Source organism: Paenibacillus sp. J22R232, assembly GCF_056269165.1.
The window spans coordinates 931,744-957,504 of sequence record NZ_JBWDNK010000001.1 but is presented as its reverse complement, the minus strand read 5'-3'; the positions used below and the strand labels follow the sequence as shown (position 1 = coordinate 957,504).

General features: G+C 46.6%; 24 protein-coding genes and 1 riboswitch. Of the genes, 19 read left to right on the top strand and 5 right to left on the bottom strand.

Features of this window, described 5'->3' with window-relative positions:
- Positions 1-24 precede the first annotated feature (24 nt).
- From AC0YN3_RS04430 to AC0YN3_RS04420, 3 genes are all read left to right on the top strand, one after another.
- Positions 25-993: a 2-hydroxyacid dehydrogenase gene (locus AC0YN3_RS04430; protein ID WP_475773877.1), complete on the top strand. Its 969-nt coding sequence runs from the start codon at positions 25-27 to the stop codon at positions 991-993.
- A 147-nt stretch (positions 994-1,140) separates the two neighbouring features.
- Positions 1,141-1,668 (top strand): GNAT family N-acetyltransferase, encoded by a 528-nt coding sequence (locus AC0YN3_RS04425; RefSeq protein ID WP_475774289.1) that lies wholly within the window; start codon positions 1,141-1,143, stop codon positions 1,666-1,668.
- 253 nt (positions 1,669-1,921) lie between these two features.
- Positions 1,922-2,539: an NAD(P)-dependent oxidoreductase gene (locus AC0YN3_RS04420; protein ID WP_475773876.1), complete on the top strand. Its 618-nt coding sequence runs from the start codon at positions 1,922-1,924 to the stop codon at positions 2,537-2,539.
- An 81-nt stretch (positions 2,540-2,620) separates the two neighbouring features.
- Here the strand turns inward: AC0YN3_RS04420 and AC0YN3_RS04415 are convergent, their stop codons facing one another.
- Positions 2,621-4,672, bottom strand: coding sequence for a molybdopterin-containing oxidoreductase family protein (locus AC0YN3_RS04415; RefSeq protein WP_475773875.1), 2,052 nt, complete (start codon positions 4,670-4,672; stop codon positions 2,621-2,623).
- 168 nt (positions 4,673-4,840) lie between these two features.
- Positions 4,841-4,952, top strand: a riboswitch (purine riboswitch).
- Positions 4,953-5,031: 79 nt separating this feature from the next.
- On the opposite strand from AC0YN3_RS04415, the gene AC0YN3_RS04410 reads away from it, so the two are divergent.
- Positions 5,032-5,988, top strand: coding sequence for an EamA family transporter (locus tag AC0YN3_RS04410; protein WP_475773874.1), 957 nt, complete (start codon positions 5,032-5,034; stop codon positions 5,986-5,988).
- Positions 5,989-6,091: 103 nt separating this feature from the next.
- The gene (locus AC0YN3_RS04405; protein ID WP_475773873.1) at positions 6,092-6,994 is read left to right on the top strand and encodes an NAD(P)/FAD-dependent oxidoreductase; all 903 of its coding nucleotides are present in this window, start codon (positions 6,092-6,094) and stop codon (positions 6,992-6,994) included.
- On the opposite strand, the gene clpP is transcribed toward AC0YN3_RS04405, so the two are convergent.
- Positions 6,981-7,565 carry an ATP-dependent Clp endopeptidase proteolytic subunit ClpP gene (clpP, locus tag AC0YN3_RS04400; protein ID WP_475773872.1) on the bottom strand — a complete coding sequence of 195 codons (585 nt, stop codon included), beginning with the start codon at positions 7,563-7,565 and terminating at the stop codon, positions 6,981-6,983. The genes AC0YN3_RS04405 and clpP overlap by 14 nt on opposite strands.
- Positions 7,566-7,740: 175 nt before the next feature.
- Between clpP and AC0YN3_RS04395 the strand changes: the two genes are divergently transcribed.
- Both AC0YN3_RS04395 and AC0YN3_RS04390 read left to right on the top strand, forming a co-directional pair.
- On the top strand, positions 7,741-8,472 hold the full coding sequence (locus AC0YN3_RS04395) for an RNA polymerase sigma factor (RefSeq protein WP_475773871.1): 732 nt from the start codon (positions 7,741-7,743) through the stop codon (positions 8,470-8,472).
- A 121-nt stretch (positions 8,473-8,593) separates the two neighbouring features.
- Positions 8,594-9,373: a Cof-type HAD-IIB family hydrolase gene (locus tag AC0YN3_RS04390; protein WP_475773870.1), complete on the top strand. Its 780-nt coding sequence runs from the start codon at positions 8,594-8,596 to the stop codon at positions 9,371-9,373.
- A 42-nt stretch (positions 9,374-9,415) separates the two neighbouring features.
- Here AC0YN3_RS04390 and AC0YN3_RS04385 read toward each other — a convergent pair whose 3' ends face one another.
- On the bottom strand, positions 9,416-9,925 hold the full coding sequence (locus tag AC0YN3_RS04385; RefSeq protein WP_475773869.1) for a C40 family peptidase: 510 nt from the start codon (positions 9,923-9,925) through the stop codon (positions 9,416-9,418).
- Between the two features lie 596 nt (positions 9,926-10,521).
- Here AC0YN3_RS04385 and AC0YN3_RS04380 point away from each other — a divergent pair.
- The 4 genes from AC0YN3_RS04380 (at position 10,522) to AC0YN3_RS04365 (ending at position 15,845) form a co-directional block, all read left to right on the top strand.
- Positions 10,522-10,788: a CD3324 family protein gene (locus AC0YN3_RS04380; RefSeq protein ID WP_183560607.1), complete on the top strand. Its 267-nt coding sequence runs from the start codon at positions 10,522-10,524 to the stop codon at positions 10,786-10,788.
- A 190-nt stretch (positions 10,789-10,978) separates the two neighbouring features.
- Positions 10,979-11,344 carry a response regulator gene (locus AC0YN3_RS04375; protein ID WP_475773868.1) on the top strand — a complete coding sequence of 122 codons (366 nt, stop codon included), beginning with the start codon at positions 10,979-10,981 and terminating at the stop codon, positions 11,342-11,344.
- A complete protein-coding gene (locus AC0YN3_RS04370; RefSeq protein ID WP_475773867.1) occupies positions 11,337-14,177 on the top strand; it encodes an ATP-binding protein in 2,841 nt (946 codons plus the stop codon). Before AC0YN3_RS04375 ends, AC0YN3_RS04370 begins: the two co-directional genes overlap by 8 nt.
- An 18-nt stretch (positions 14,178-14,195) precedes the next feature.
- Positions 14,196-15,845 carry a GGDEF domain-containing response regulator gene (locus tag AC0YN3_RS04365; RefSeq protein WP_475773866.1) on the top strand — a complete coding sequence of 550 codons (1,650 nt, stop codon included), beginning with the start codon at positions 14,196-14,198 and terminating at the stop codon, positions 15,843-15,845.
- A 176-nt stretch (positions 15,846-16,021) separates the two neighbouring features.
- Here AC0YN3_RS04365 and AC0YN3_RS04360 read toward each other — a convergent pair whose 3' ends face one another.
- On the bottom strand, positions 16,022-16,315 hold the full coding sequence (locus tag AC0YN3_RS04360; protein ID WP_475773865.1) for a hypothetical protein: 294 nt from the start codon (positions 16,313-16,315) through the stop codon (positions 16,022-16,024).
- A 198-nt stretch (positions 16,316-16,513) separates the two neighbouring features.
- On the opposite strand from AC0YN3_RS04360, the gene AC0YN3_RS04355 reads away from it, so the two are divergent.
- The 7 genes from AC0YN3_RS04355 (at position 16,514) to nfsA (ending at position 22,800) form a co-directional block, all read left to right on the top strand.
- A complete protein-coding gene (locus tag AC0YN3_RS04355) occupies positions 16,514-16,960 on the top strand; it encodes a GNAT family N-acetyltransferase (RefSeq protein ID WP_475774288.1) in 447 nt (148 codons plus the stop codon).
- A 22-nt stretch (positions 16,961-16,982) separates the two neighbouring features.
- Entirely contained in the window at positions 16,983-17,651 is a 669-nt protein-coding gene (rpiA, locus tag AC0YN3_RS04350; protein ID WP_475773864.1) for a ribose-5-phosphate isomerase RpiA, read from the top strand.
- Positions 17,652-17,833: 182 nt separating this feature from the next.
- Positions 17,834-19,462, top strand: a complete 1,629-nt coding sequence (locus AC0YN3_RS04345; RefSeq protein WP_475773863.1) for a spore germination protein — start codon at positions 17,834-17,836, stop codon at positions 19,460-19,462.
- Positions 19,463-19,466: 4 nt separating this feature from the next.
- Positions 19,467-20,585 (top strand): GerAB/ArcD/ProY family transporter, encoded by a 1,119-nt coding sequence (locus tag AC0YN3_RS04340; RefSeq protein ID WP_475773862.1) that lies wholly within the window; start codon positions 19,467-19,469, stop codon positions 20,583-20,585.
- The gene (locus AC0YN3_RS04335) at positions 20,554-21,789 is read left to right on the top strand and encodes a Ger(x)C family spore germination protein (protein WP_475773861.1); all 1,236 of its coding nucleotides are present in this window, start codon (positions 20,554-20,556) and stop codon (positions 21,787-21,789) included. Before AC0YN3_RS04340 ends, AC0YN3_RS04335 begins: the two co-directional genes overlap by 32 nt.
- Positions 21,790-21,821: 32 nt before the next feature.
- Positions 21,822-22,025: a CLC_0170 family protein gene (locus AC0YN3_RS04330; RefSeq protein ID WP_475773860.1), complete on the top strand. Its 204-nt coding sequence runs from the start codon at positions 21,822-21,824 to the stop codon at positions 22,023-22,025.
- A 16-nt stretch (positions 22,026-22,041) separates the two neighbouring features.
- Positions 22,042-22,800 (top strand): oxygen-insensitive NADPH nitroreductase, encoded by a 759-nt coding sequence (gene nfsA, locus AC0YN3_RS04325; protein ID WP_475773859.1) that lies wholly within the window; start codon positions 22,042-22,044, stop codon positions 22,798-22,800.
- 51 nt (positions 22,801-22,851) lie between these two features.
- On the opposite strand, the gene AC0YN3_RS04320 is transcribed toward nfsA, so the two are convergent.
- Complete coding sequence (locus tag AC0YN3_RS04320; RefSeq protein ID WP_475773858.1) at positions 22,852-24,093, bottom strand: nitrate/nitrite transporter; 1,242 nt, start codon at positions 24,091-24,093, stop codon at positions 22,852-22,854.
- Positions 24,094-24,491: 398 nt separating this feature from the next.
- Here AC0YN3_RS04320 and AC0YN3_RS04315 point away from each other — a divergent pair, with 398 nt between their 5' ends.
- The gene (locus AC0YN3_RS04315) at positions 24,492-25,757 is read left to right on the top strand and encodes a molybdopterin molybdotransferase MoeA (RefSeq protein WP_475773857.1); all 1,266 of its coding nucleotides are present in this window, start codon (positions 24,492-24,494) and stop codon (positions 25,755-25,757) included.
- The last annotated feature ends 4 nt before the right edge of the window (positions 25,758-25,761 follow it).

The window sequence follows — 25,761 nt, the reverse complement described above, 5'->3', positions numbered from 1 at the left end:
ATAACGCATGAGAGGAGACCATCCATGAAACCAAATGTTTTTATTGACCGAAGCGTGTCCAGCGAGGTCGAGGCCTACCTGGCGCAATACTGCACAGTCGACAAATGGGAAGAATCTTCCCCTATAACTCGCGATATTTTGCTGAAGAGGCTTGAGCATGCGGAAGGGCTACTAACTGCCGGAACCCAAGTAGACGCCGAATTGATCGCAAATGCACCTCGTCTGAAAGCCGTAAGCAGCATCAGCGTAGGCTACAACCATTTCGATCTGGACGCGATGAGGGAGCACGGCATTATTGGGACGCATACCCCGCATGTTCTTGATGATACGGTTGCAGATTTAGCTCTGGCTCTTATGCTAGGTACGGCAAGGCGAGTTGCCGAGCTGGATCGGTATGTAAAGGAAGGTCAATGGAAGGCTGGAATAGGTAATAAATGGTTTGGACAAGATGTTCATCACGCTAAGCTTGGCATAATCGGTATGGGCCGAATTGGCGAAGCCGTGGCGCGCAGGGCAAGGTTCGGCTTCGACATGGATGTCGCCTATTTCAATCGCAGCCAAAAGCCGGAAGCCGAAGCCATGTTAGGCGTCCGCTACTTAGCTCTGAATGAATTGCTCGCTGAATCGGATTTTATCGTTATGCTGGCGCCATTAACGCCTGAGACCAATAAGCTAATCGGACGAGAGCAATTTAAACTAATGAAGCAGACAGCGATTTTTATAAATGTTTCGCGTGGGCAAACGATAGATGAAGCTGCCCTGATTGAAGCGCTGCAAGCCGGAACGATAACGGCTGCTGGGCTTGATGTGTTCGAGAAGGAACCCCTTCCGGAAGATCACCCCTTTTTGACCATGAATAATGTACTTACGCTTCCGCATATCGGTTCAGCAACCGAAGCAACAAGAGCTAACATGGCCATGCTGGCCGCTCGAAATCTCGTGAATGCGTTAACGGGGCAATTGCCGACCAATACGGTAGCCGAGCTCCGGTAAATTTCTTGTTACGCATTCATTTTGTTTATTTACGTATAGAAGATCTCTATTTGCTACTGATCCAGTGAAATGATAAAGTGAAAACATCGTTATTCCGATTATTCAAATCGGCATTTATGAATTTCATTGAACAAAGAGGTGGACATGATGAGCGAGGTATATCGATTAGCTCAATTAGAAGATGCAGAGAGACTTCTACATGTAGTATATGAGGCTTATGTAACGATCAGAGAGCTTGAGCTTCATTGGCCGGCTGCACATGCCGATCTGGCATTGATTCAAGATAATATCGCTTCGAATGAATGTTATGTTCTGGAGCTTGATGGCGAAATAGCTGCTACGGTTACCTTATCAAAGGGTGACGAGGTTAAATCGATCACGCCGTTTCCGTTTATCAAATGGTTTGCCGTCGATCCCGCCTATCAAGGAGTGGGCATCGGCAACAAGCTGCTTAGCTGGCTGGAGCAAACCATCATAAGGGAAAAAGTCGGAGCTGCCGCGGTAACGCTTGCAACTGCCGAGAAGCATCCATGGCTTCTTGCGATGTACGAGAGGCGAGGGTACGAAAGGCTGCATGTTTTTGACTTTGATAACGGGGACGGTCCTATGCATCTATTGAGAAAAATCGTCAATCCAATCCAGTATGAAGCTCTATCCTTGGAAAATGTGAATTAAACAGGGCTGCTTCCCATTTGGTTGCGGAAAATGCAGTTCTGACTTATGAAGTGATATAGGGTTAAAAAGTGCCTTCAGCTCCACTTTTACAGTGGCGTTGAAGGTTTTTTGGCTATGTCATGGAAATAGTCGGATCTGTTTTACCCTTGTTGGGCAGCTCCAGTGCTCATGCCTCATGCAAGCTTTACTTTTTGGCTTTGGCGGATCATGATGATACGATAGGAAAGGTTCATCCAAGGGATAGAAATGAGGATTGGTCACTATCAAGCTTTTATTAATTGGCGCTACAGGTAAAACTGGGCTATATATTGCGCGGTATTTGACGGAGCAACAGATTGCATATCGAAGGTTCGTGCGCTCTGCGGAGCAGATGCTGCCAGGAAGCTTTCTAGGCGATGTTCGCGTCCCGCAAGACGTAGATCAAGCGATGATCGGCGTTACATGCGTCATTTGCGCACTCAATACCGAAGGTAACGGTACATTGGCAACAGGGCTTGGGCATATAATCGAGGCGATGAAGACGCATAAGATCAGAAGGCTCATTACGATCGGTACTGCAGGTATCCTTCAAAGTGAACTACAGCCCCATCTGTATAGGTATCAGTCTGTTGAAAATAAACGAATCCATCACGAAGCGGCAAAAGAGCATGAATCCGTCTATAACAAGCTTCTGCAATCGGAGGAATTAGACTGGACGGTCATTTGTCCGACTAGGCTCGTCGAGGAAGAGCGTAGAGGAGAATACCGTGTTCGCAAGGATGTATTGCCGAGTGGCGGGACCGCTATTTCGTTTGCCGATACAGCTGCATTTGCGGTTGATGTGTATATGAATGAAAAGCATATCCGCGAGCGCGTAGGCATTGCTTACTGAATGGAATCAAAACAAACAACCTGTATTCCGCATGAATGCGAAGTACAGGTTGTTTGTTTTGTGACATTGCTTTCAGTTCGGTTAAGTTGCTTTCAGTTTGACAACTTCGACGCGATTGGAGAAGAAAGTGGCTCCGCCGCCCATATCCGCCAGACGCTGAGGCGTAAGTGCATTGACGGCTTGATGTCCTTTACGATGATCGTCCCACCAAAGGCCCTGCGTAACGAGAACGCCGGGAAGCACGTCACTTCCTATGCGCAGCCTGATCTCGACCTCACCACGGTCGTTTCGCACATTTACCCGTTCTCCGTCCTGCAAGCCCAAAGCTTCTGCGTCCCCGCTATGCATATGAAGTAGCGGCTCCTTCTCCAGCTTCTGAAGGCGTTCTTGGTTAGCGAAGGTCGAGTTGATAAAGCTATGATTTGGTCCCGTCATGAGCAAGAAAGGATAGGTTTCAGGCTCTTTCAAGGGTGAATGCGCGGGAAGGGGGGAATAGCCGTCCAGCAGCATCTGCTCGGAATAAAGTTCGATTCTGCCAGACGGCGTTGGAATGACAGCAGTTACAGCAGGCAATGAATCCCCGCCTGCCTTCATCCATGAATGCGACTGCAGCGCTTCGAACGTAATTCCCGAAAGGAATGAATTATGCTTGCTGTCCAGCGCTTCTTGGATCATTTGTTTCTCCGTAATATCAAATGCCTCATGTTCAAAGCCGAGCCGCAGCCCCAGCTCCTTGAACAGCGTAAAGTTGGACTTGCATTCTCCCATTGGTTCCATTATAGGCTCGTGAAGCTGCAAATAGAGATGCCAATAGGAGGTGTACAAGTCCAGGTTCTCGAAGTGGGAAGTAGCCGGCAGCACGATATCCGAATATTTGCAGGTGTCAGTCAGAAATAAATCATGCGTGACGGTGAATAGATCCTCCCGCATTAGGCCTTTGCGAACGCGGTTCTGATCGGGAGCCACGACTGCAGGATTGCTGTTATAGACAAACAGCATGTTCACAGGGGATGCGGAGTCGAGGAGGGCATCGCCAAGCTGATTCATGCTTATCGTTCTTACGCTTGGGTCCGGCATTAAATCCGGCCTCTCGATTTGGTTGGCATTAAGACGGGAATACCAGCTATTGCCCTTCATTGCGCCGCCGCCACGAACATTCCATTGGCCAGTCAAAGCAGGCAAGCAAGCTATGGTTCTAATGGCCATGCCGCCATTGTCATGATGCTGCAGGCCGTTGCCGATCCGAATAAAAGAAGGAGAGGCGTTTCCGTACAAACGGCTGAGCTCCTCGATTTGCTCAGCCGGTACGCCCGTAATGCCTGCAACGTATTCAGGCGTATATGGCGATGCTTGTGCGGCAAGCTCCTGGTATCCAATCGTGTGCTGTTCAAGGAAGGCTTGATCCGCAAGCCCGTCTCGAATAATCACATGCATCATCCCGAGTGCGAGCGCAGCGTCCGTGCCGGGGCGCAAATGGATGAACTGGTCTGCCCAAGCCGAGGTTCGGTTGCGGTGAACGTCGATATGAATGATCGTAGCGCCGTTTTTTCGCGCTTCGGTTGCCAGCATGGTTTGATGCATGTTCGTTGATACTAAGTTGCAGCCCCAGATTAGGAATAGTTTCGCATGAACCGTTTCTTCCGGGTCAATCCCGATTGAGCCGCCCATCGTATAAGCATAACCTGCAGATCCCGCCGCGTTGCATATGGTCCGGTCAAGCCTGCTAGCGCCGAGTCGGTGGAAAAAACGCCGATCCATTCCTTCCGCATTCAAAACGCCCATATTGCCATAGAAGCTATACGGCAATATCGCTTGCGGCCCATCTTTCGCAATAATGGCTGTCATGCGTTTGGCGATTTCATCGTAGGCTTCTTCCCAAGTTATTCTCTCGAAGTCCATGTTTCCTTTTGGCCCTTTGCGCCGCATCGGGTAAAGAAGCCGTTCAGGGTGGTACACGCGGTCGTTTAGCTGCCTTACTTTATTGCATATAGCGCCGCGAGTTACAGGATGTGCGGCATCGCCAGTTATTTTCGTTATTTTGCCTTCTTCAATCGTCACGCTAAGACCGCATGTATCCGGGCAATCAAAGGGGCAAACAGAACGAACCGTTCCGTTCTGAACAAACGTACCCATACCATCTCACTCCATCCCATATCCGAAATTATGTTTTCCTATCATAGCATAAGAAGCGGGTGACCATGCCGTCAATTTTGTCTGAACGAGATGGACCATAGCTTTTCCAGTGAAATACCTATTGACTTAACCTTACTTGTCATGTAACATTCATAGTGCTTAAGAATGGGATGACCAACTAAATAGCTTCGTATAACCTCACGGCATTTTAAGCTCAACCAGGGTGAGGGTTTCTACGGGGAGCCTTAACTTCCTAACTACGAATATGCGATCATTACGCGATGATCTTGTATTCCTAGTTAGGATTTTTTGCGTTTACGTCTTTGAATCGAACGAACAAGAGAGGTGCTGACAGCAAGATGAAGTATATTTTATCTGTATTTTTGGGAGCGGCAAGCTACGGAATTTTGTCCACGATCGTAGTGCTTGCATACGGTAAAGGTTATGAGCTTGGAGAAGTAGTCGGAAGTCAATTGCTGACTGGCTTTATCCTTGCCTGGATTCTCACCTTTATCATGAAATGGCGCGAGAAAAGGAACATCGGCAAAAATATGGAGTCGCGCGCTAAGCCTAAAACGGTTTCCTCCCGTCTAACCTGGAAGCAGCGGCTTCTGCTCATGGCGGCAGGGGCACCTACAGCGATTACAGGACTGCTGTATTATGAATCGCTGCGTTATATCCCGGCGTCGCTCGCTATTATATTGTTATTCCAATTTACATGGATCGGCGTATTGATACAAGCAGTAGGGCAGCGGAAACGTCCTAGCGGCATTATGCTTTTCACCATTGCAATCTTATTCGGAGGAACGATGCTTGCAGCTGGCATTATGGAGCAGGGAATGGGCAATTTTAATCTAATGGGTGTCGTATTGGGCCTGTTGTCTGCAGTTAGCTACTCCATGTTTATTTTGTTTAGCGGCAAAGCGGTGCCTTCCGTACATCCCGCATATCGCAGCGCTTGGATGATTACGGGCGGATTGGTTCTTGTGTTTATTGTATTCCCGCCGACTTTTTTGTTTAACGGCCAATTATGGGGAGAATTGCTGCTGTATGGCTTTCTGCTCGGCATGTTCGGTGCCTTTATCCCCCCTGTCCTGTTTGCGATTGGCGTTCCCCATATCGGAGAAGGCATGGCAGGCATATTAGGCGCTTCTGAGCTGCCGGTAGCCGTATTGCTGTCATCCTTCGTGCTTAACGAGCATGTTAGCGCCCTGCAATGGATAGGCGTGATCGTAGTGCTAGCGGGAGTCGCGCTGCCGGAGCTGATTAAACGAAGAAAAAATGGCTTAAATCGTCGTACAGGCATTTCAGTTTAAGCATAAACGCCTTTTCTTGAATAAGGGACTGCATTCGCATGGATAATAGATGGATATACAACTATACATCTTAATTATGGCTATGAGGGAATGGAGGGAACCGATGAAGTTCGAGTGTATTATCATAGGCGGAGGGATAGCCGGTCTTCAGGCTGCCATACAGCTAGGAAGATATCGTCATCGGGTAGCGATCATCGATGCTGGCGACGGCAGATCTTCCCTATGCAAAAGCTATCATAATCTAATCGGCTTTCCTGACGGCGTTAGCGGACCGGAGCTGCTTGCTTCCGGGAAGCTGCAAGCAGAACAGCTTGGAACGGTGTTTATACAAGGCAAGGTTTCTCAAGCAGCGCGCGAAGGCGATGATTGGCTATTAGAAACAGCAGACGGTCGGTCGTTCCTTGGAGAACGAATTCTGCTCGCTACAGGCGTCAAAGACCGCGTTCCTGACTTCCCCATGCTCATTCCGTGCATGGGGATCAGTGTTTTTGTATGTCCGGATTGCGATGGGTATGAGGTAAGGGATTCGGCTATATTGGTGCTTGGCTCGGGCAACGCAGGCGCGAGAATGGCGCTTACGCTCACCCACTGGACGTCCGACATTATCTATGTGAATCATGAGCTGGCACCGATTGATGACTCGCTTCTGGCGAAGCTGAAAGAGCGAAGCATTGCCTTTCATAATCAAGCCATTCGTGAGGTGCTGGCAAACGACGAACAATTCAACGGAGTTGCCCTTCAAGATGGCTCCGTCATCTTGCGGTCTCGCTGCTTTGTCGCATTTGGCGGCAATGAGGTTCGCTCCAGCCTGGCCAAGCAGCTCGGTGTTCAGCTCATGAAAAACAACCACATTATCGTTGACCCTCGAACGAAGCAGACTAACGTTAAAAATGTATGGGCAGCAGGCGATGTCATTGCACACTCCGAAATGGTCACGTTAGCGATGGGAGACGGGAGTCAAGCTGCCGTCTGGATCCATAAGAGCCTGATTGCTACATCGAAGTAACGATTTTATCGATGATTCCGTATTCCAACGCCTCCTCCGATGACATATAATAGTCTCGATCCATATCCTTTTCGATTTTTTCAATCGGCTGGCCTGTGCGTTCCGAACTAATCCGGTTTAGCTTGGCGCGAATCTTCAGAATTCGGGCCGCGCTGATCGCGATATCGCTTGCTTGCCCTTGAACGCCGCCATGCGGCTGATGAATCATAATTTCACTATTCGGCAGCGCGGAGCGATGTCCTTTTTCCCCGGCTAGCAACAGAATGGCCGCAAAGGAAGCAGCAAAACCAGTACAGATCGTGTGAACTGGCGGTTTAACGAACTGCATGGTGTCCAGAATGGCAAAGCCAGCCGAAGTAGAGCCGCCGGGGCTGTTGATGTACATCGATATTTCTTTATCCGGCTCCTCGGCAGCCAGAAACAGCAGCTGGGCAACGATACTGTTCGCGACAGTGTCATCAATCGCTGAACCGAGAAAAATGATACGGTCCCGCAGCAATCTGGAATAAATATCGTAGGATCTTTCACCTCTGCTGGATTGTTCGACTACATAAGGAACAAAGTTGTTCATTCGTATTCCTCCTTGGTTGCATTTGGCACTCGTAACGTAAACGATCAAAGGCTGCTAAAAGATACGGCGTTTTTTTTCGCGGATTGCGTATCCTTTCAGCCGTTACATTCGTTTACATCATAAGCATGTTTCTATCCGTTGGATGGAAATAACGATAATCGAAGGAGGCAGATGTATGAAGGTAGCGGAATGGTCGCCGACGATCGAGGTGAATGAACAAAAAAGCAAGTTAGAAACGTTATATAAGAATTTGCATCGCTATTGCCTCTCACTAACAAAATCAAGCTGGGATGCGGATGATCTTGTACAGGAGACATGGTTAAGAGGCATGCCCACCCTTTTAGATGCCAAGCACGCCAATCCGGAAGCATTTCTGATACGCATTGCCAAAAATATTTGGATTGATCAATTGCGGCGCAATCGTACGTATCGTTTGTCTTTAGACCGAATAATAAATTCGGATGGCATAAAGGATCAATATGTAACGGATTGCGAAGAACCGCTATATGCGTTGATAAGGCATTTGTCGCCCATACAACGAAAGGTATTTCTGCTTCGCGAGGTGTTTCATTATTCCATAGCAGAGACCGCGGAAATGCTTGGAACAACGGAGGGTGCCGTAAAAGCCGCTTTATTCCGAGCCCGGGATGCGTTAACGGCAGCAAGAACCGAGCTTATGACGGGCAAAATCATGCTCCCTAAAGAAGAGGAGTGGTCGCAATGGCTGCGCGTAATGGCGATAGCCTATGAAACCGGCGACATTTCGTTATTGATCGAGCTTGCACAAAGAGATATTGCGGAGGCACCTTTGCTGATGGGAAGACCGACACGTTTGAAACTAAAATCGGCTCGCCACCATACGCAACCGCAGTGCTTAGAAGGCCCATTCTTGCGGTACGCGGCATGACCATGTCTCCCAACTGATATAGCTGATGCATGCAGGCATCGGCTTTTTGTTTGCCCCATATACATCCACTCAGCTGAAATAAGCTATAATGGAACAAAAGCAAACGAGAACTGAGGCAAATATGATGAATAAGAAGCTAATATTTTTTGACATAGACGGTACTCTGGTTGATCACGAAAAAAAAATCCCGTCTTCGACCAAGGATGCGATTGAGCAATTGCAATCGGCCGGACATGAGCTGGTTATTGCTACGGGCAGAGGACCTTTTATGTTAAAGCCCGTGTCCGAAGCATTGAAAATCGATTCATACGTTAGCTTTAACGGTTCGTACGCCGTCTATAATGGCGAGGTCGTATATAGCCATCCCATCGATCCCGCCAGAATAGTAGAGCTAACTGACCTTTCGCTAAAAAACAATCACCCTTTGGTCTACATGACGCCGGACGGCATGCGGTCAAGCACGCATCAAACGGCCTATCCGAACGAAGCCGACGAGGCCTTGCTTAAGAGATTGCCGCCACTGGAGCCGGATTACCACATCGATAAATCCATTTACCAATGTCTGCTTTATTGCAAAGAGGAGGATGAAGGCTGCTACAAAGAAGGCTTTGCTGAGCTCGGCTTCATTCGCTGGCATATGTTTGGGAGCGATGTTCTCCCTCCAGGAGGCTCGAAAGCCATTGGCATTCAGGCATTGATTGAAAAATCCGGCTTCCTAAGCGAGGATATTTATGCATTTGGCGACGGAATCAATGACCTGGAGATGCTGCAGCATATTCATCATAGCGTAGCGATGGGGAACGCTCCAGATGAAGTGAAGCAGGCTGCTCGTTATGTAACAAAGGATGTAACGGAAGACGGAATTATGTTTGGATTAAAAATGCTCGGCCTGCTTGAATAGAAGATAAAGAGGGTGCTATCCGCTGGAGAGCACCCTCTTTACCTATTTAATTACTCTTCTCGCCGTTACATAGGTCTTGTCCCACGTACTGCCCTTGAAAGTGGAGATCGTAACGCCAACACCGACTCTATACGTATGAAGCAGCTTACCGCTGCCAATATAAATGCTTACGTGGTTAATAATACCGTCACGGTTCGTATCAGAGAATATAAGATCCCCGGCTTTCAGATTGCTTTTAGATACGTAAGAGCCCGACTTTGCTTGCTGTTTAGAGGATCTAGGCAGGCTGACTCCTACTTTTTTATACACGTACTGCGTAAAGGATGAGCAATCAAAGGAGCTTGTAATGCCTGATTTGGCTCCAAATTTATAAGGCACGCCGATATATTTTTTCCCGATGGATACCACGCTGCTTACTTTCGAGGAGCTTGATGCTGTCGCTGCGTGCGCTGATTGAGGCATTGCAATGGATCCTGCGCATATAGCGATAGACAAGCTAATTCCTATACCTGCGATGGCTTTCTTCATACGGTTGTTCGTCATGTTAATCATGTTATTCCTCCTTGGATTGTGAATCTAGTGAATCGACTAGAAATACCATAACATAGATTAAAAACCCAACAATTACCTATGAGGAAACAAAGCCTTGCTATCACTGATAAAAATCGTATTTATTAAAAAGTGATGATAAATAAACGGCAATTTTTAACTTGACAGCGGGATCGCTGGTAAAGATTATTTATAGCCGTTTTTTCACTATCGGGAGCTATGCATATGGATATATACTGATGAAGTCGGGCCGACAAATGAATAGGAAAGGAGCTGATCGAATTGATTAACAACCTGGAGGTGATCTCCGTTTAAACGGAGATCACTCATATGAAGGAGACCGAAAGGTCTCCTTTTATTTCGTTCACGCGCAAGGATGGTAATAATGGAAAACATTTCTTGTCAACCGAAAAGGCTTACAATATAATGACAGAGTGCAGGACGAAAAAAGCCGAGAGGACGGGATCGTTATCCATCGCTTTTTTTGTTTATACGTAGATGAGTTTTACCAAAATTCGAAGGGAGGAAGTAAAAAATGTTGATGACAACGAAATCCAATAATCTTACAAAGATGAGCATCTTCAAGGAGGACGTCTATAGTGAACTACAAAAATGGGAGAGATGTGCTTCCCCCTAGCTTATTGCAAGAGCTGCAAAAATACATTCAAGGCGACTTGATCTATGTACCTAAGCTCGCGGAGCAAAGAGCCCATTGGGGCGAGGTGAGCGGAACGCGCAAGCTTCTGGCGGAGCGCAATAAGGAAATTTATCTATATTATTCAAACGGATGGTCAGTCGCTGACTTGGAGCGGAAATATCATTTGTCAGGCGAGAGCATCCGCAAGATTATCGTGAAATCCAGGTAACGAACCCTTATAGAGAACAGGCCGTCATGACGGTCTGTTTTTTGTTATGTTGGGGGAGATATACGGATTCCTGCAAGCAAGAAGGTCATGCACGAAGGAATTTACGAGCAAATGTCGAATGAATATGAGATTGTTGTAATTTGACGCGTTATGTCGAAAAACGAACTAGAGAATAGCGGAGGATACCGAAATGAAAACATTGCTAATTGCTGAGGATGAGCCAATCTTGCGGATGCTCATAGCAGATACGCTCGAAGATGAGGGCTATAAGCTTGAAGAAGCGGCGGACGGGGAAGAAGCGCTGCAAAAAATAAGAGATACAAGGTTTGATCTGATCATTTTGGATTACATGATGCCGAAGATGACGGGGATCGAAGTGATCGAACAAACAAGGCAGCTCGAAAACAGGCAGCAAGCCAAAATATTAATGTTATCCGCGAAGAGTCAGCAGGCGGAGCAGGAGAAGGTGCTTCATGCAGGCGCAGATGGCTTCATGTCTAAACCCTTTAGCCCCTTGGAGCTCATCGACAAGGTAGAGGAGATGCTTCGTGGGTAAGCTGCGCCGCTATTTAAATAAACGAATTACAAGGCAATTTGTGGCCATGATGATGCTCTCCTTGTCTCTCATCCTGCTCGGTGCCGTGTTTGTTTTGGTAAGTGCGGTATTGACCTTGAAAAATTATACAGCTGAAACAACGCTGCTCAGGCAGAAGCAAGAGCTCGTCTCGGAAATCGCCGATCATTCCAACGAAGTTATATTGCGGGCCCGAGGGTATTATGTCTATTTATCGGATTATGAGTATGAACAAATATTTGCTGAAAAAGCGTTGTTGGATGAAAATTTAGTCGAGATAAAAAAAATGAAGCTAAGCGCTTCGGAAGAAGAAGTCATGCTGAACATCGAAGACTTTTTCACCAATTATTTTGACGAGTTGTTACCCAAAGCCATCGAATATTCGAAGGCTGAGAATTATAAAGCTTTGCGTGTCCTGGTATCCGCAGGCGAGGATAATCCCGTGAATAAGCTCATTACATATTCGCATGATCTGGAATCGAAAGTAAGGCTGATTGCCGAACAAAAAAATGATCAATTGATCGAACGGCTATCGTATCAAGCATTATTATTCATTGCCTATATTGTATTTATATTAGTGCTATCATCATTGCTAACGAGAAGGGTTGCCAAGGCAATCGGCGTACCTTTATTGACGCTAACAAGCCAAGCTCGTAACTTTGCCAACGGTGAATATACAGAAGTTGATCTGAAAGATAGAGCAGATGAGTTAGGGGAGCTGGCACGTACATTCCAGATGATGCTGACTCAAATTCAAAGCAAAGAAGAAGAGCTTGTTGCGCAGAATGAAGAGCTTATTGCCCAGCAGGATGAGCTGCAGGCTCAGCAGGAAGAACTGCAATTAGCTGTAGAAGTGATGGAGCAGAATGAAAAATATTTGTTGAAGCGCAATAAGTTCGTTCAATCGCTCTCAAGCACGCTCGATCAGACTGAGCTTCTAGAAAGCATTATTACCAATATCGTCTCCATTACCGAAAGCGATAAAGGCATAATCGTTAAAATGGATAGAGAGCATGAATATGCTTCAGTTGGCATTTCCGAGGATGCGGCGTTGCAGTTCATTGAAAACATGAATGATGGCATATTGCTAAGGGCCGTGCAAACGAGAAAATCGTACACCATCATGAGGGATTGTTATGTCGGCGAAAAAGGATACCATGATAATCCGATGAAGGCGACTGATCTTGTGCTGCCTATTCTGAATGCAAGCCAAGAAATCGTAGCATGCGTTGTCATTACGAAAGTGAATCGCGTAATATCCATGCAGGAAGAGGTCGAAATTGCGGGGTTGATGACGCAGGTATCTTTAGCCTTCGACAAGCTTCAGCTTTACGAAATTTCGGAGAAGCAGCGTTTGATGACCAGCGACATGCTCGATACGATTCAAGAAGGAATTCAATTGCTTGATTTGGATGGTTCAACGCGCCAAATCAACCGTAAAATGTCAGATATCTTGCCGTTTTTCAAAGACACAGAGCAAACGATGATGATGACCGATGAACAATTAATCAACCATATTCGCATCGCGGTCGCTCAACCCGAATTGCTTATTCCGTTTATCGAAGGTCTGGTTCAATACGGTCATTATCAGGGAATGCGTAGCATTACTTATGAAGTGATCGAGCCGGACAGACGGTTTATCCAGCTATATTGCGAGCCGCTTTACCGAAACGGCATTAAATTCGGACTGCTGCTCGTACACCGGGATATTACGAAGGAATACGAGGTCGACCGGATGAAATCGGAGTTCGTGAGCACCGTAAGCCATGAGCTAAGAACGCCTCTTGCCAGCGTACTCGGATTTGCAGAGCTTTTGCTGCATAGGGAGCTTAAACCGGAACGACAGCGAAAATACATGACCACGATTCATCAGGAAGCCAGAAGGTTAACGACATTAATTAATGATTTTCTCGACTTGCAGCGAATGGAGTCGGGCAAACAAACCTATGAGCTGAAGCTCTTATCATTAACGCCATTAATAACCGAAGCGATCGACACGCAGCAATTATCGGCGCCAAACCATCAAATAAACGCGAGACATGAGGCGCCGAGCACTATCGTGCTTGCAGATCGCGATAAAATGCACCAGGTTATCATTAATTTGCTTAGCAACGCCATTAAGTATTCGCCAAACGGCGGTCAAATCGATATAGTTAGTGGCATTAATAATAATCAATTTTTCATTCGAATCGAGGATCATGGACTGGGCATCCCGCCAGAAGCCATGAAAAATCTATTCAATAAGTTCTATAGAGTGGATAATACCGATCGCCGGGAAATTGGAGGAACGGGATTAGGCCTGGCTATCGTAAAGGAAATCGTCACGAAGCATGAGGGTAAAATCGAGGTTCAATCCGAATTCGGCAAAGGAAGCATCTTCACCTTTATGCTTCCCATCGCCGAGCAGCCAACCCCCATCGTAAGTGAAGAGGGTAGCCTAGCAGCATGGGATGAAACCTCCATACAAGTCATGCTTGTTGAGAATGACAATAATTTAGCGACGCTGCTTAGCGATGAGCTTCTTGCAAGCGGTTTTCAGGTTCATTTATTCAAGGAAGGTGCATTGGCTATCGATGCCATTGAAGAACTGAACCCCGATATCGTAGTCGTGGATCTCATGCTTGAATCCGGCGTAACAGGTTGGGATTTAATTAGCAAAATTAAAAAAACGGATGCCATATTGAATTTGCCGATCATCATTTCAAGCGCATTCGAAGAAAAAGAGAAAGCCTCGCACTGGGGAATTACAGAATTTTTAGTGAAGCCCTATTTGCCGGGAAGACTAAGCGCTGCCATTTCACGCTTGCTGCGATAATTGAAGGAGCTTAAGGCTATGAAAACGGAAAAATATATACAGCTCATTCAGCAACGAATCATCCAAACCATTGATGAGTGGACGAGCCAAACGGTTGTGGAGGAACAGGAAATCCATCGTTTTTTTCATAATCTGAAGGGAACGAGCGGAACGCTTGGATTAGTAGAGATTGAAAAGTTCTCGGAGTCCAAAGAACATCTATTCGCTGAAAAAAGCGATAAAACATATTCGCGTATGGAATGGTCTGAGCATCTTATTCCTTTAAGAAGCATGATCACACCTTTCCAAGCACAAGTAGAGCTCCCCGATTTCAGCAATACGGATGACGTTTATTTGAAAATAAGCCAAGACAGCCTGAACGATCACAAACGAGTGCTGGTCATAGACGATGATGTTGAATTTGTCACTTATGTCAAAGAGGTTTTGGAAAAAAGCGACTACCAGGTGTCCATTGCGCTAACTGCCGAACGCGGTTTGAAATTATTTTATCAATGGAAGCCATGCCTCCTTCTTCTGGATATCGTGCTGCCTGATCAAAGCGGAATGGAAGTGCTGCTTCAGATTGTCGAAAAAGCAAAGCTTGAGCATATACCGATCATGATGGTGAGCGGAAACTTTACCGTTGAAAACCAGATTAACGCTTATCGCTCAGGCGCAATGGATTTCCTTGCGAAGCCATTTGACGTGGATTTGCTGACAGCGTTAATCGATAACCGCTTCATGATGAAAATGGACTGGGATCGGTCTATCACGCTCGATGAGTTAACCGGCGCGTTCAACCGCAAACATTTCAATCATGTGATCAAACAACAAACGGAGGCTTTCAAACAAAAAAATGATCTATTCTCGCTTGTTATGCTTGATTTGGATTATTTCAAGCACGTCAACGATGAATACGGTCATTTAAAAGGTGACGAAGTGCTGCAGGCTTTTGCCGCAACGGCTCGGGAAGTCACCGCCGCCAAAGGCATTTTTTGTCGATATGGCGGCGAGGAGTTTGCGCTCCTTTTGCCTCACATAGACAGCATTGGAGCAGCTAGCTTAGTCGATAAGCTCCGCAAACAATTTAACCTCATTAAATTTCAAGCCGGAGAACAAACTTTTCAAGTTACTTTCTCGTCAGGCATCGCACAACTAGCAGAAAGTATCGGTCAGCCTGAAAAATGGATCGAACAAGCAGACCAAGCGCTTTATAGCGCCAAAAGGGCTGGCAGAAACCAGACGATCATCTATTCAACGGATATACAGGAACAGAAATCGGAGGTTTTGCTTAATCTTATCGTCGTAGATGATGATCCGCTAATTAGAGATATCCTCACTAGCCGCTTCTCTGATTGGAGGCCGACAACCCATACGAAGGCTAAAGCTTTTGGGTTCGAAGACGGAAAGACGTTTTTGTCCTCAGAGTGGTATAGGGAAGGCGAGAAGTATATTATTTTGCTGGATGGGTCCATGCCAGAGCTTGATGGTTTGGACGTCCTGCGGGAGCTGCGCAAGTGCTATCCCGAGCAGCAGCTGCTCATTGTCATGCTGACTGCCCGCAATCAAAAGGAGGACATCATTCAAGCATTGGAGATTGGCGCTGACGATTACGTCGTCAAACCGTTCCATATGCAGGAGCTGATGCTAAGAATTGAGCGCCTGGCAAGCCGTATGATGAACGATTAGCTGCGCGGAAGTGTCCCGTTAAAGTATGCAAAGCTAGCCTTTCCATTTAGATCAACAAAAGAACCATCGGCGCCGCTTTCAAACGTGGCGTTGATGGTTCTTTTATTGCTTAACAATACGCTACAAGAAATAAATGATTTCTTCAAACCGGCTATTGCGGTAGCCCTTTGAATGAATTACAGCTGAGTGATTGCCGCCGGCAATTCAACAACGGTTTGCGGATATTTGTAATCGTTGCGCACACAGGTCGTATCTGAATCGTAAGTCGATTGAGAGAGCTTATGTGAGATGGCAAATATGGATAGATTCGGATTGACATGCAGCGAAGACTCGTAGAAGGAACAGTGTTCGAAATTGAAATCCAATGTCGTTATTATGATTACGCAATTGGTGAACGTACAGCCGATAAAGCTAAAACCATCAAATGCAATCGTTTCGTTCTGGAAATGCTCGTTCGATATCGTATTCATGATCAGCGCTCCTAGTCTGTGATGGGATAACCTATTAAAAATTCTAGCAGATAGAAGATGTGATGTTTGTCGGTTATTGGTAGCATCACCCTAATAATTAACGACATAAATAGCGCTTTGATTTTCTAGTATTCATCCTGAATTAGGACTGCTATACTAATTGGTACAATAGATTGGGCTGGAGGTGCGGCATTGGATATTGAAATTTCCAGGGCGACGATTAAGGATGTTGAACAATTGGCAACCTTATTTAATGAATATCGAATCTTTTATAAGCAGTTGTCCGACGTAATTAGAGCCCAACAATTTTTAGCGGATAGAATTCAATTGGAGCAATCGATTATTTTTAAAGCGATCAAGGCTGAAAGCTCGAAGATGATTGCCTTTACTCAGCTTTATCCGATTTTTTCATCCGTGTCGATGAAAAAAGCTTTCATATTGAATGATCTTTATGTCATAGAGAGCGATAGGGGGCAAGGCGTCGCTGAGCTGCTTCTCGATCGCGCCAAGACTTACGCGCTAGAAAATGGCGCAAAGGGCTTAGAGCTCAGCACGGCGTGCGACAACGCCATTGCGCAGCGTCTGTACGAGCGCAACGGCTATGAGAAGGATGAAACCTATTTTCACTACTATTTAACGTTGTAATCCGAAGAAGAGGGGATAAGTAATGGAATCAAAGCAACTGGCTGCCGAGAAAGCGGTGGAATTTATTGTTGACGGAATGGTCGTTGGTTTAGGGACCGGGTCAACCGCCTATTACGCGATTCAAAAAATCGGGCAAAGAGTCAAAGAAGGACTTGCGATTCAAGCAATCGCGACTTCCAAGCAATCAGAGGAGCTTGCCGTAAGCCTAGGCATTCCGCTAATTGCGGCTGCGGACATCGATTACATCGACGTAACGATTGATGGGGCTGACGAAGTGGATCCAAGGTGGAATTTAATTAAGGGCGGTGGAGGAGCACTCCTGCGCGAGAAAATCGTAGCAGCAGCCAGCAAGCAGCTCATTATTGTCGTTGACGAGAGCAAGGTGGTTGCTGAGCTGGGACGATTCCCGTTGCCTGTAGAAATCATCGCCTTTGGGTTCGAGATGACGATGCGAAAGCTGGAGAAGCTGCGCGCGCAGCCAGTCTTGCGGCAAGCCGGCGATAAGCCCTTCGTAACCGACAACGGGAACTATATTGCCGATTGCCATATGGGCCGCATAACGAATGCCGATGAACTTCATGCAGCGCTGCAGCTTATACCGGGAGTAGTGGATAACGGGTTATTTATTGGAATGGCTAGTCGAGTAATCGTCGGTTATACGAACGGAACTACCAAGCAATTAGAAAAATAAATCAGATGCTTAAAAGCCTTGAGAAACCGAATGATCGGTGTCTCAAGGCTTTTTTCAGCTGCATTCGAGGTACTGGGGGAGCCATGAGTAATTTCGAAACGATTGGTAAAAGCTACAAAAGTGAGCAATATTACCAATCTCCTACTACCTAAAGTTATCTTATAAAGATCGGTCGGTGAAAAATGCCTACACGCGGAAACAAGAAAAAGCAGGCTGTGTCCATTAAAAAAGGCCCCAGCCAAACGCTGGACAGCTTGAAAGGAAAAAAAATAGCAACGGACATCGAGTCGACAATTGCTTTCATAGATGAAATATTAGGCGTAAACGTTGATCTAACGATTCGAAGATTTCATGTTTTTGGCCTATATAATGCAGTCATCGTATATTTCTGCAATATGGTTAATCCAAACGTCATTAATCTTGATATTCTAAAACCGCTTATGTATTTGCCACCGCATTTGCAAGACAAACACGTGCCGATTGACCAGCTTAAAGACATGCTGCATAATGACGCGCTTTATCACAGCGAGTGCAAATACGAGTCTAATCTCTCAGCGCTGATCGAAAGCATTCTAAGAGGGGAAACCATAGTTGCCGTAGAAGGGCTGGAAGAAGCATTTGTATTTGAAACGAGAAGCATCGACAAACGGTCCATTGACCAGCCAGCAACCGAACAGGTCATCAGAGGACCCCGTGAAGGGTTTATCGAGCCGCTTGGAACGAATATATCGTTAATTCGCTACCGGCTGCAATCGCCTGACCTCCGCATTGAGACGATGGAGCTTGGATTGCGAACCAAATCGAAGGTTGCCGTTTGTTACATGGAAGGACTTACAAATCCAGAGCTTGTCAAGGAAGTGAATAAGCGGTTATCAAAAATCGATATAGACGGCATACTAGACTCTGGCTATATCGAACAATTTATCGAAGACAATCATTATTCGCCTTTCCCGCAGGTGCAATATACGGAACGCCCGGATAAGGTTGTGGCGAATTTGCTTGAGGGCAGAGTATCCATACTCGTGGATGGATCACCTTTAGCCCTGCTCGTGCCAACAGTTTTTAGCCAATTTTATCAGACGATTGAGGATTATACAGAACGCTTTCTGCTTATGAGCTCAATCCGGTTGGCTAGGCTAATTGCATTGATGTTCTCACTTATTTTTCCTGCTATTTACGTTTCCATCATATCCTTCAATCCGGAGCTGATCCCGACTGAATTTGCCGTTGCCGTAGCTGGCGGAAGGGCAGGAGTACCTTTTCCGGCGGTCATTGAAGTATTAATCATCGAAATCTCGATGGAAATTTTGCGCGAAGCTACGATTCGCCTGCCGCAGCAAGTCGGTGGGGCTCTCTCAATCGTAGGCGTACTCGTAATCGGGCAAGCCGCGGTATCTGCTGGATTTTCCAGCCCAATTACGATTGTGATCATTGCCCTAACGACAATTGGATCGTTTGCTACACCAGCTTATAATGCTGCACTAGCATTAAGGCTGCTGCGTTTTCCGTTAATTATAATGGCAGGCATTTTCGGATTATACGGCGTCATGATTGGGCTAATCTTAATCGCCAATCATCTTTTGTCGCTGAAATCGTTCGGAGTTCCTTATTTGAGCCCGCTTGTGCCTGCCGAGTTCCAAGGCATGAAGGATTTGTTGATAAGAGGCCCGTTATGGTGGATGAACAAACGGCCTTCATTTCTACAGCCCGTGGATACGGTTCGGGTCAATAAGCAAGCATTTGAAGAGCTTGAAGCGTCCACAACGAATGCGCTTGATCCGAAAAACGACAAAAACCAGCAGGGAGGATAATGAAATGGAATCTCGTCAAATAACCGTCATCCAAGCGGCGGCAATTCTCGTCAGTACCATCATTGGCGTCGGGGTGCTGGCGCTTCCGCTCTTTGCCGTGCAAGCAGCGGATTCAGGCGCCCCGTTAGTTACGATGCTTGGTGTGCTGCTCGCGGTTATCGGCTTGGTTCTAGTAACCATGCTGGGCATGAGATTTTCGAATCATACTTTTATTCAATATAGCGAGCTGATCATCGGCAAAAGCGTGGCTCGGATTGGCAGTGTGCTCATTATTATTTTCTTCTCCGTACTGACCTCGCTTACGGCACGAGAATTTGGAGAGGTTGTCGTGACTTCGGTCTTAAGATCAACGCCGGTTGAGGTTACCGTAATCGTCATGCTGCTGCTAGCAGCCATTTCCACGCGAAATAATATCATCACGTTTGCATACATCCATACTTTTTATTTCCCCTTGCTTCTCGTGCCGGCTCTGCTAATTGCCGCTCTTTCGTTGAAGAACGCGGAAGCCATTAATTTGTTGCCGGTATGGGGGACTGACCCGAAAAAAATGGTAAAAGGCATGCTTACGATAGCTGCTTTGTTTCAAGGTACCTTCGTATTGACTGCCGTCATTCCCGCGATGAAAAAACCAGGCAAAGCAATGAAAGCAAGCCTATGGGGCATTCTGATTGCCGGCGGTCTTTATGTGATCATCGTTGCAGCAGCCGTCAGCGTATTTGGTTCGGAGGAAATCAAGCAGCTATTGTGGCCTACGCTTGAATTGGCCAAAGCAACATCCTTGCCGGCAAACATTCTGGAGCGGCTGGACGCTGCCTTTTTGGCCGTTTGGGTAACCGCTGTATTTACGACTCTGTTCTCCAGTTATTTTTTAACGATTTATTTCATCAGTCATCTGTTCCGGTTGCGGGAACACAAGCTATTCTCGTATTTTCTGCTGCCTTTCGTATTCATCGCGGCAATGCTTCCGCAAAACATCGTTCAAATGTATGAAATTATCGAAAACGTCGGTCGAATCGGCTTGTATATTACAATCGTTTATCCAACGTTGCTGCTACTCATTTCAATCCTTCGCAAGAAGAGAGGTAATCCCATTGCGAATCAATTGGTGGATCCCAATCGTTAAAGCACTTTGCTGCTTATGTCTAGTTGTTCCGTTCCTGACCGGCTGCTGGGATCGGCTCGAAATAGAGGAAAGGGCAGTTGTGTTAGGCGTGTCCATCGATGCCGTTACATCTGATGAAGGCGATCAGGAAGAAGATGAGGTTAGCCATATCAGCGGATCGATTCCGCCCCCTTCGAAGGGAATGGTGCGCGTTGCGGTACAAATCGCCTTGCCTGGCAGAATACCGCTCGGACCGGGCGAAGGCGGGGGTAAAGGCTCTTCCGGCGAGACCGTGTGGGTAATCGACGTGGTTGGCCATAGCATTGATGACGCGTTCATGAATTTACAGCAGCAAGTATCCAGCAAGCTGTTTTTCGGGCATTTGCGCGTAATCGTGGTCTCTGAGAAATTAGCGCGAAAAGGACTTGAAAATGTAAACGATTATTTTCGCAGAAACCCCGAAGTAAGGCGAATGGCGTGGCTGATGATAGCGAAGGGGAACGCAATTAAGTTTATGACCGCGACGCCTCAGCTCGAAAGGGTTCCTACTCTCTATCTCATGTCCACCTTGGATGAAGGCATTCGGATGGGGAAGTTTCCAAAGGACTATATCGGTATATTCTGGAGCAACTTATCCAAAAAAGGCCAGGAAGGTTTTTTGCCATACGTGGAAATGAAAAAGGAACAGAATGTCGGGATAATCGGACTTGCTTACTTCAACGGCGCCAAGATGGTTGGCGCGACCAAACCGCTGGAAATTGCCGGATACTTAGGCGTAAAAGGCGTGAATCCAGCTGGATACCGTGTGTATATCCAATTGGATGACTCATCGGATATCGTCATGACCAATGCAACGCACAGAAAATCACAAATAAAAGTGAGCATTCGTGATAATGTTCCGCAGTTTACGATTGAAATTGCTCTCGAGCTTAATTTAGAAGCGAAGCTTAACGAACATTTAAAAATTAATGATCCCACGATTTTACAGTCGATTGAGAAGAAACAAGAAAGAATATCGGTTCTATTTTATTTGAATTTAATTCAGAAAACGCAAGCAAAGGGATCCGATATATTCGGCTTTGGCGAATATGTACGAGCGTTCAAGCCTCAATTCTGGAATGCACATGTCAAAACTACGGAAGGCTGGCGCAAAATGTACAAGGATTGTAAATTCGACGTCAAGGTTTCGATGAAAATTCGACGGATTGGAATGAAAGCCCAATAATATCTATCATAAGAGAAGGGGGCTGATACAGGATGATTAGCGAGAGTTATACGGTCAGCTATTTGAATTATGTCATCTTGCTCTGTTTGCTTAGCGGGATATTGATCCTTGTGATTGATGTCCGCAGCTTTGAAATAGCGGGCCTAAACAAAGAGCGTAAAGTTTCAAAATATTTAGGTTGGTTTAGTATCATTATTGGGAGTATTCTATTTATGACAGAATTAATCCTACAATAACAAAGGACGTGATCAATTGAACGCAACCATCGAGCTGTTATTGAATCATCGCTCTATTCGTTCCTACCTAGACAAGCCGTTATCAGCGGAACAAATACAAACAATCGTGCAAAGCGCGCAAGCTGCCGCAACCTCCAGTTACGTGCAAGCCTACACCATCATTGGCGTAACGGACCAACAGGTGAAGGAAAAGCTGGCTGAGCTGTCCGGGAATCAAGCATATGTAGCCAAGAACGGTCATTTTTTCGTGTTCTGCTTGGATCTGCATCGACTGGAGCTTGCAGCGGAGCTAAGTGGCGAGATAACGGAAAAGACGGAGCAAACCTTGAACTCCACTGAAATGTTTATGGTTGGTCTGATCGACACCGCTTTGGCAGCCCAGAACGCGGCAGTTGCCGCAGAGTCAATGGGACTCGGCATTTGCTATATCGGCGGACTAAGAAATGAGCTGCCCGCGGTCGCCAAGCTGCTTCAAACGCCGAAGCGCGTCATCCCGTTGTTCGGATTAAGCGTTGGATACCCGGCAAATCCTTCAGACTTAAAGCCACGCTTGCCCTTGTTAAATGTGTATCACGAGAATAATTATAATCAGGATCAAGAACAACTCTTTGAGCAGCTGCGCGAATACGATCAAGTCATTTCCAGCTACTATGCCGAGAGGACAAATGGAGCGCGAAATGACCGCTGGACCGAATCCATGTCAAAGCTGCTGCAAAATCCAAAACGGCTTTTCATGAAGCCATTTTTAGACGAAAATAAAATACCCTTAGACTAGTCGTTCCGAGTCTAAGGGTATTTGGTATGCTACTTAAACGTTATGTTGCCGTTACACATTCACATGTGACACATCAGACATGCCGTCCATTTGTGCTTTTCCGCCTCTCGCCATCCATTTGTTTTTCCATCTAGCTTGCATGACCGTTAACAAGACGAGCGATCCTAACGTCACTGCGCTTAAAATGAGAAATCCGGATGTGTAAGAACCGGTGGATTGATACAGCTGGCCAAGTATGAGAGGCAAGGCATAACCGCCAAGACCGCCAGCTGCGCCGATAATGCCGGTCATGAGGCCAAGCTCGCTGCCAAAACGCTGCGGAACGAGCTGGAAAACCGAACCGTTGCCGGCTCCGAGGCACATCATGCCGATGAACAGCATCGTAATAACGATAGGCAACGCAGGCAGGGAAGCAACTGCTGCCAGCATCAAGCCGGCTCCCGCATAAAGAATGGTTAACATTTTGGCGCCGCCGATTTTGTCTGACAAATAGCCGCCAACAGGTCGGAAGAAGCTGCCCGCGATCACGCAGAAGGTAGTAAAATCGGCTGCCCGAACGGGGGAGAGGCCATATTGCGTATTAAAGAAAATGGTTAAGTAATTGGACAATCCGACAAAACCGCCAAAGGTTACGCAATAGAAAGCGCAGAATACCCATGCATCGCCTTGCTTAAGCACCTTTGCATATTGCGAAAGCTTTTTTGGAGCAGGACGGTTCGGGCTGTTTTTCGCAAATATCGTAAAGATGATAAATACGAGAACGATCGGAATGATGGCTAGCCCGAAGACGACCTCCCAGCTTCCGTAATGCTGTGCGATTCGATTCGCGAACAACGTTGAAATAACCGTACCGCTGTTTCCGGCTCCTGCGATACCCATCGCGAGACCTTGATGTTCCTTTGAATACCACTGGCTAGCCAGTGGCAAGGCAGCGGCAAACGAAGCGCCGGCAACCCCAAGCAGCAAAGCTACCACGTAGAGTTGATCCAAGGAATCAACGAATTTCCAGCCCATAATTAATGGGACAAGCGTAAACAGCATACCGAACTGGGCCGTTCGTTTCGGTCCGATATAGTCGGTCATGAAACCTAATACCAATCTTAGAATGGAGCCTCCTAATATAGGAAGCGCAACTAGATTCGCTTTCTGAACGGGATCCATTGGATAATCAGCTGCAATAATAACGGCTAGTGGGCCGATTAACACCCAAATCATGAAGCTCATGTCAAAATAAAGAAATGCACTGAATAACGTAGGTTTATGCCCGCTTTGCCAAAATCCTTTTTTCTCCATCCCAATCTCTCCCTTATTCTCTGTAATAAAACCTAAAAAGCCGCAATTCGTCCTTGAATAGGAACGAATGCGGCCTCATTGCCATTGGTTGCACGTCATTGTGCGACCTTATTTATTGATTATGATTGGATCACAAATTTGTAATCCCAACTCGAATTATAAGATCACGTAATGTGCATGTCAATATACCTTACACAATTATTTTTTGCGATGTCGCAAATTCAAGAAATGGTGTTATATATATTGACATATAGCCTGCCATCAACTAATCTATATTCTATAGAACGAGTCATGCACAGTGGCGTGCGAGCTCAAACGGCAACGATGCCTTTTCCCCAAACGCGGGAAAGGGTTTTTTCTGTTCATTTTTATTAAACAAATGGCTGGGGGTGGATGAAATGTCGGTCATTAGCATGCAAAACCCGCTTACAGCTTCTGTTTCCATAGCCGTCATGAAGTTGACACGAGATAGAAAAGAACCGTCGTTCGAGAAGGTTCCATTAGAAGAAGCCTTATCAAGAGTACTTGCATCCGACTTTGAAAGCCCGTTTCCGCTTCCCCCCTTTCGCCGAGCGGCGATGGACGGCTATGCGATTTGCGCATCAGCCTCAACAGGGGCCAGCAAAGAGCTGCCGGTATTGCTTCAAGTAAGAGACGAAATTCGCGCAGGGTACGTTGAAACGGATTATGCGATGGATGACGGTATCATGAACGCTGTACGAATATTTACGGGAGCACCGGTACCGCCAAGCTATGATTGCGTCGTTATGCAGGAAACGGCTGTCGAACGAAAAAGCATCATCGGCAGAGCTTCCGTACAAATCGATCGCTCGTTTCCGCGAGGCCAGCATATTGCTGAAAGAGGCGAGGACGTTCCTCAGGGGATGAAGGTACTCTATCGCGGTGCAGCGATTAAAGCGAAGGAAATTGCCGTACTAGCCTCTTTTGGACAAACGGAAGTAACGGTGTATAAGCAGCCTGTGATCGCTGTCATTCCTGTCGGAGATGAATTGACTATTCCCGGCGATCAAAGAAGCTCAGGCCAAATATATGATGCGAACGGTTTTATGGTATCGGCAAGGCTCCGCGAGCTCGGCGCAAAAGTCATCCGGCATAATCCGGTACCCGATTGCCCGCAATCGTTGGAAGCTTATCTGACAAAAGCTTTGGAGCAAGCCGATATCGTAGTCACTACTGGCGGGGTTTCCGTAGGGGATTATGATTACGTAAAGCTTGCAGCAGAAAATTTAGGCGGCATTCCGTTATTCACGAAAGTAGTAATGAGACCAGGTACACCGACTTCAGCGTACCAATTCGGATCCAAGCTGCTGGTCTGCTTATCTGGCAATCCGTCTGCTTGTTTCGCGGGGCTTGAGCTCCTCCTTCGTCCCGTCGTATTGAAAGCGGCAGGCAGAAATGAATACCGATCCGAATGGTTAGATGGCCGATTGATCGATGGTATCCAGAAGCCTTCGCCATACCCGAGATATGCGCGCGCATTCGTATACCGCGGGGAAAAAGAGTGGATGGTTGAGCCGCTGCGCAACGACAAGTCGGGCAACGTTGCCGCATTTGCCAGAGCGAATGCGCTCGTCATGATAGCGGCGGGCGGAGCAGGTGCCGAAGCTGGTCAGGAAGTCCGATTTGTTTCCCTAACGATTTAGCAAA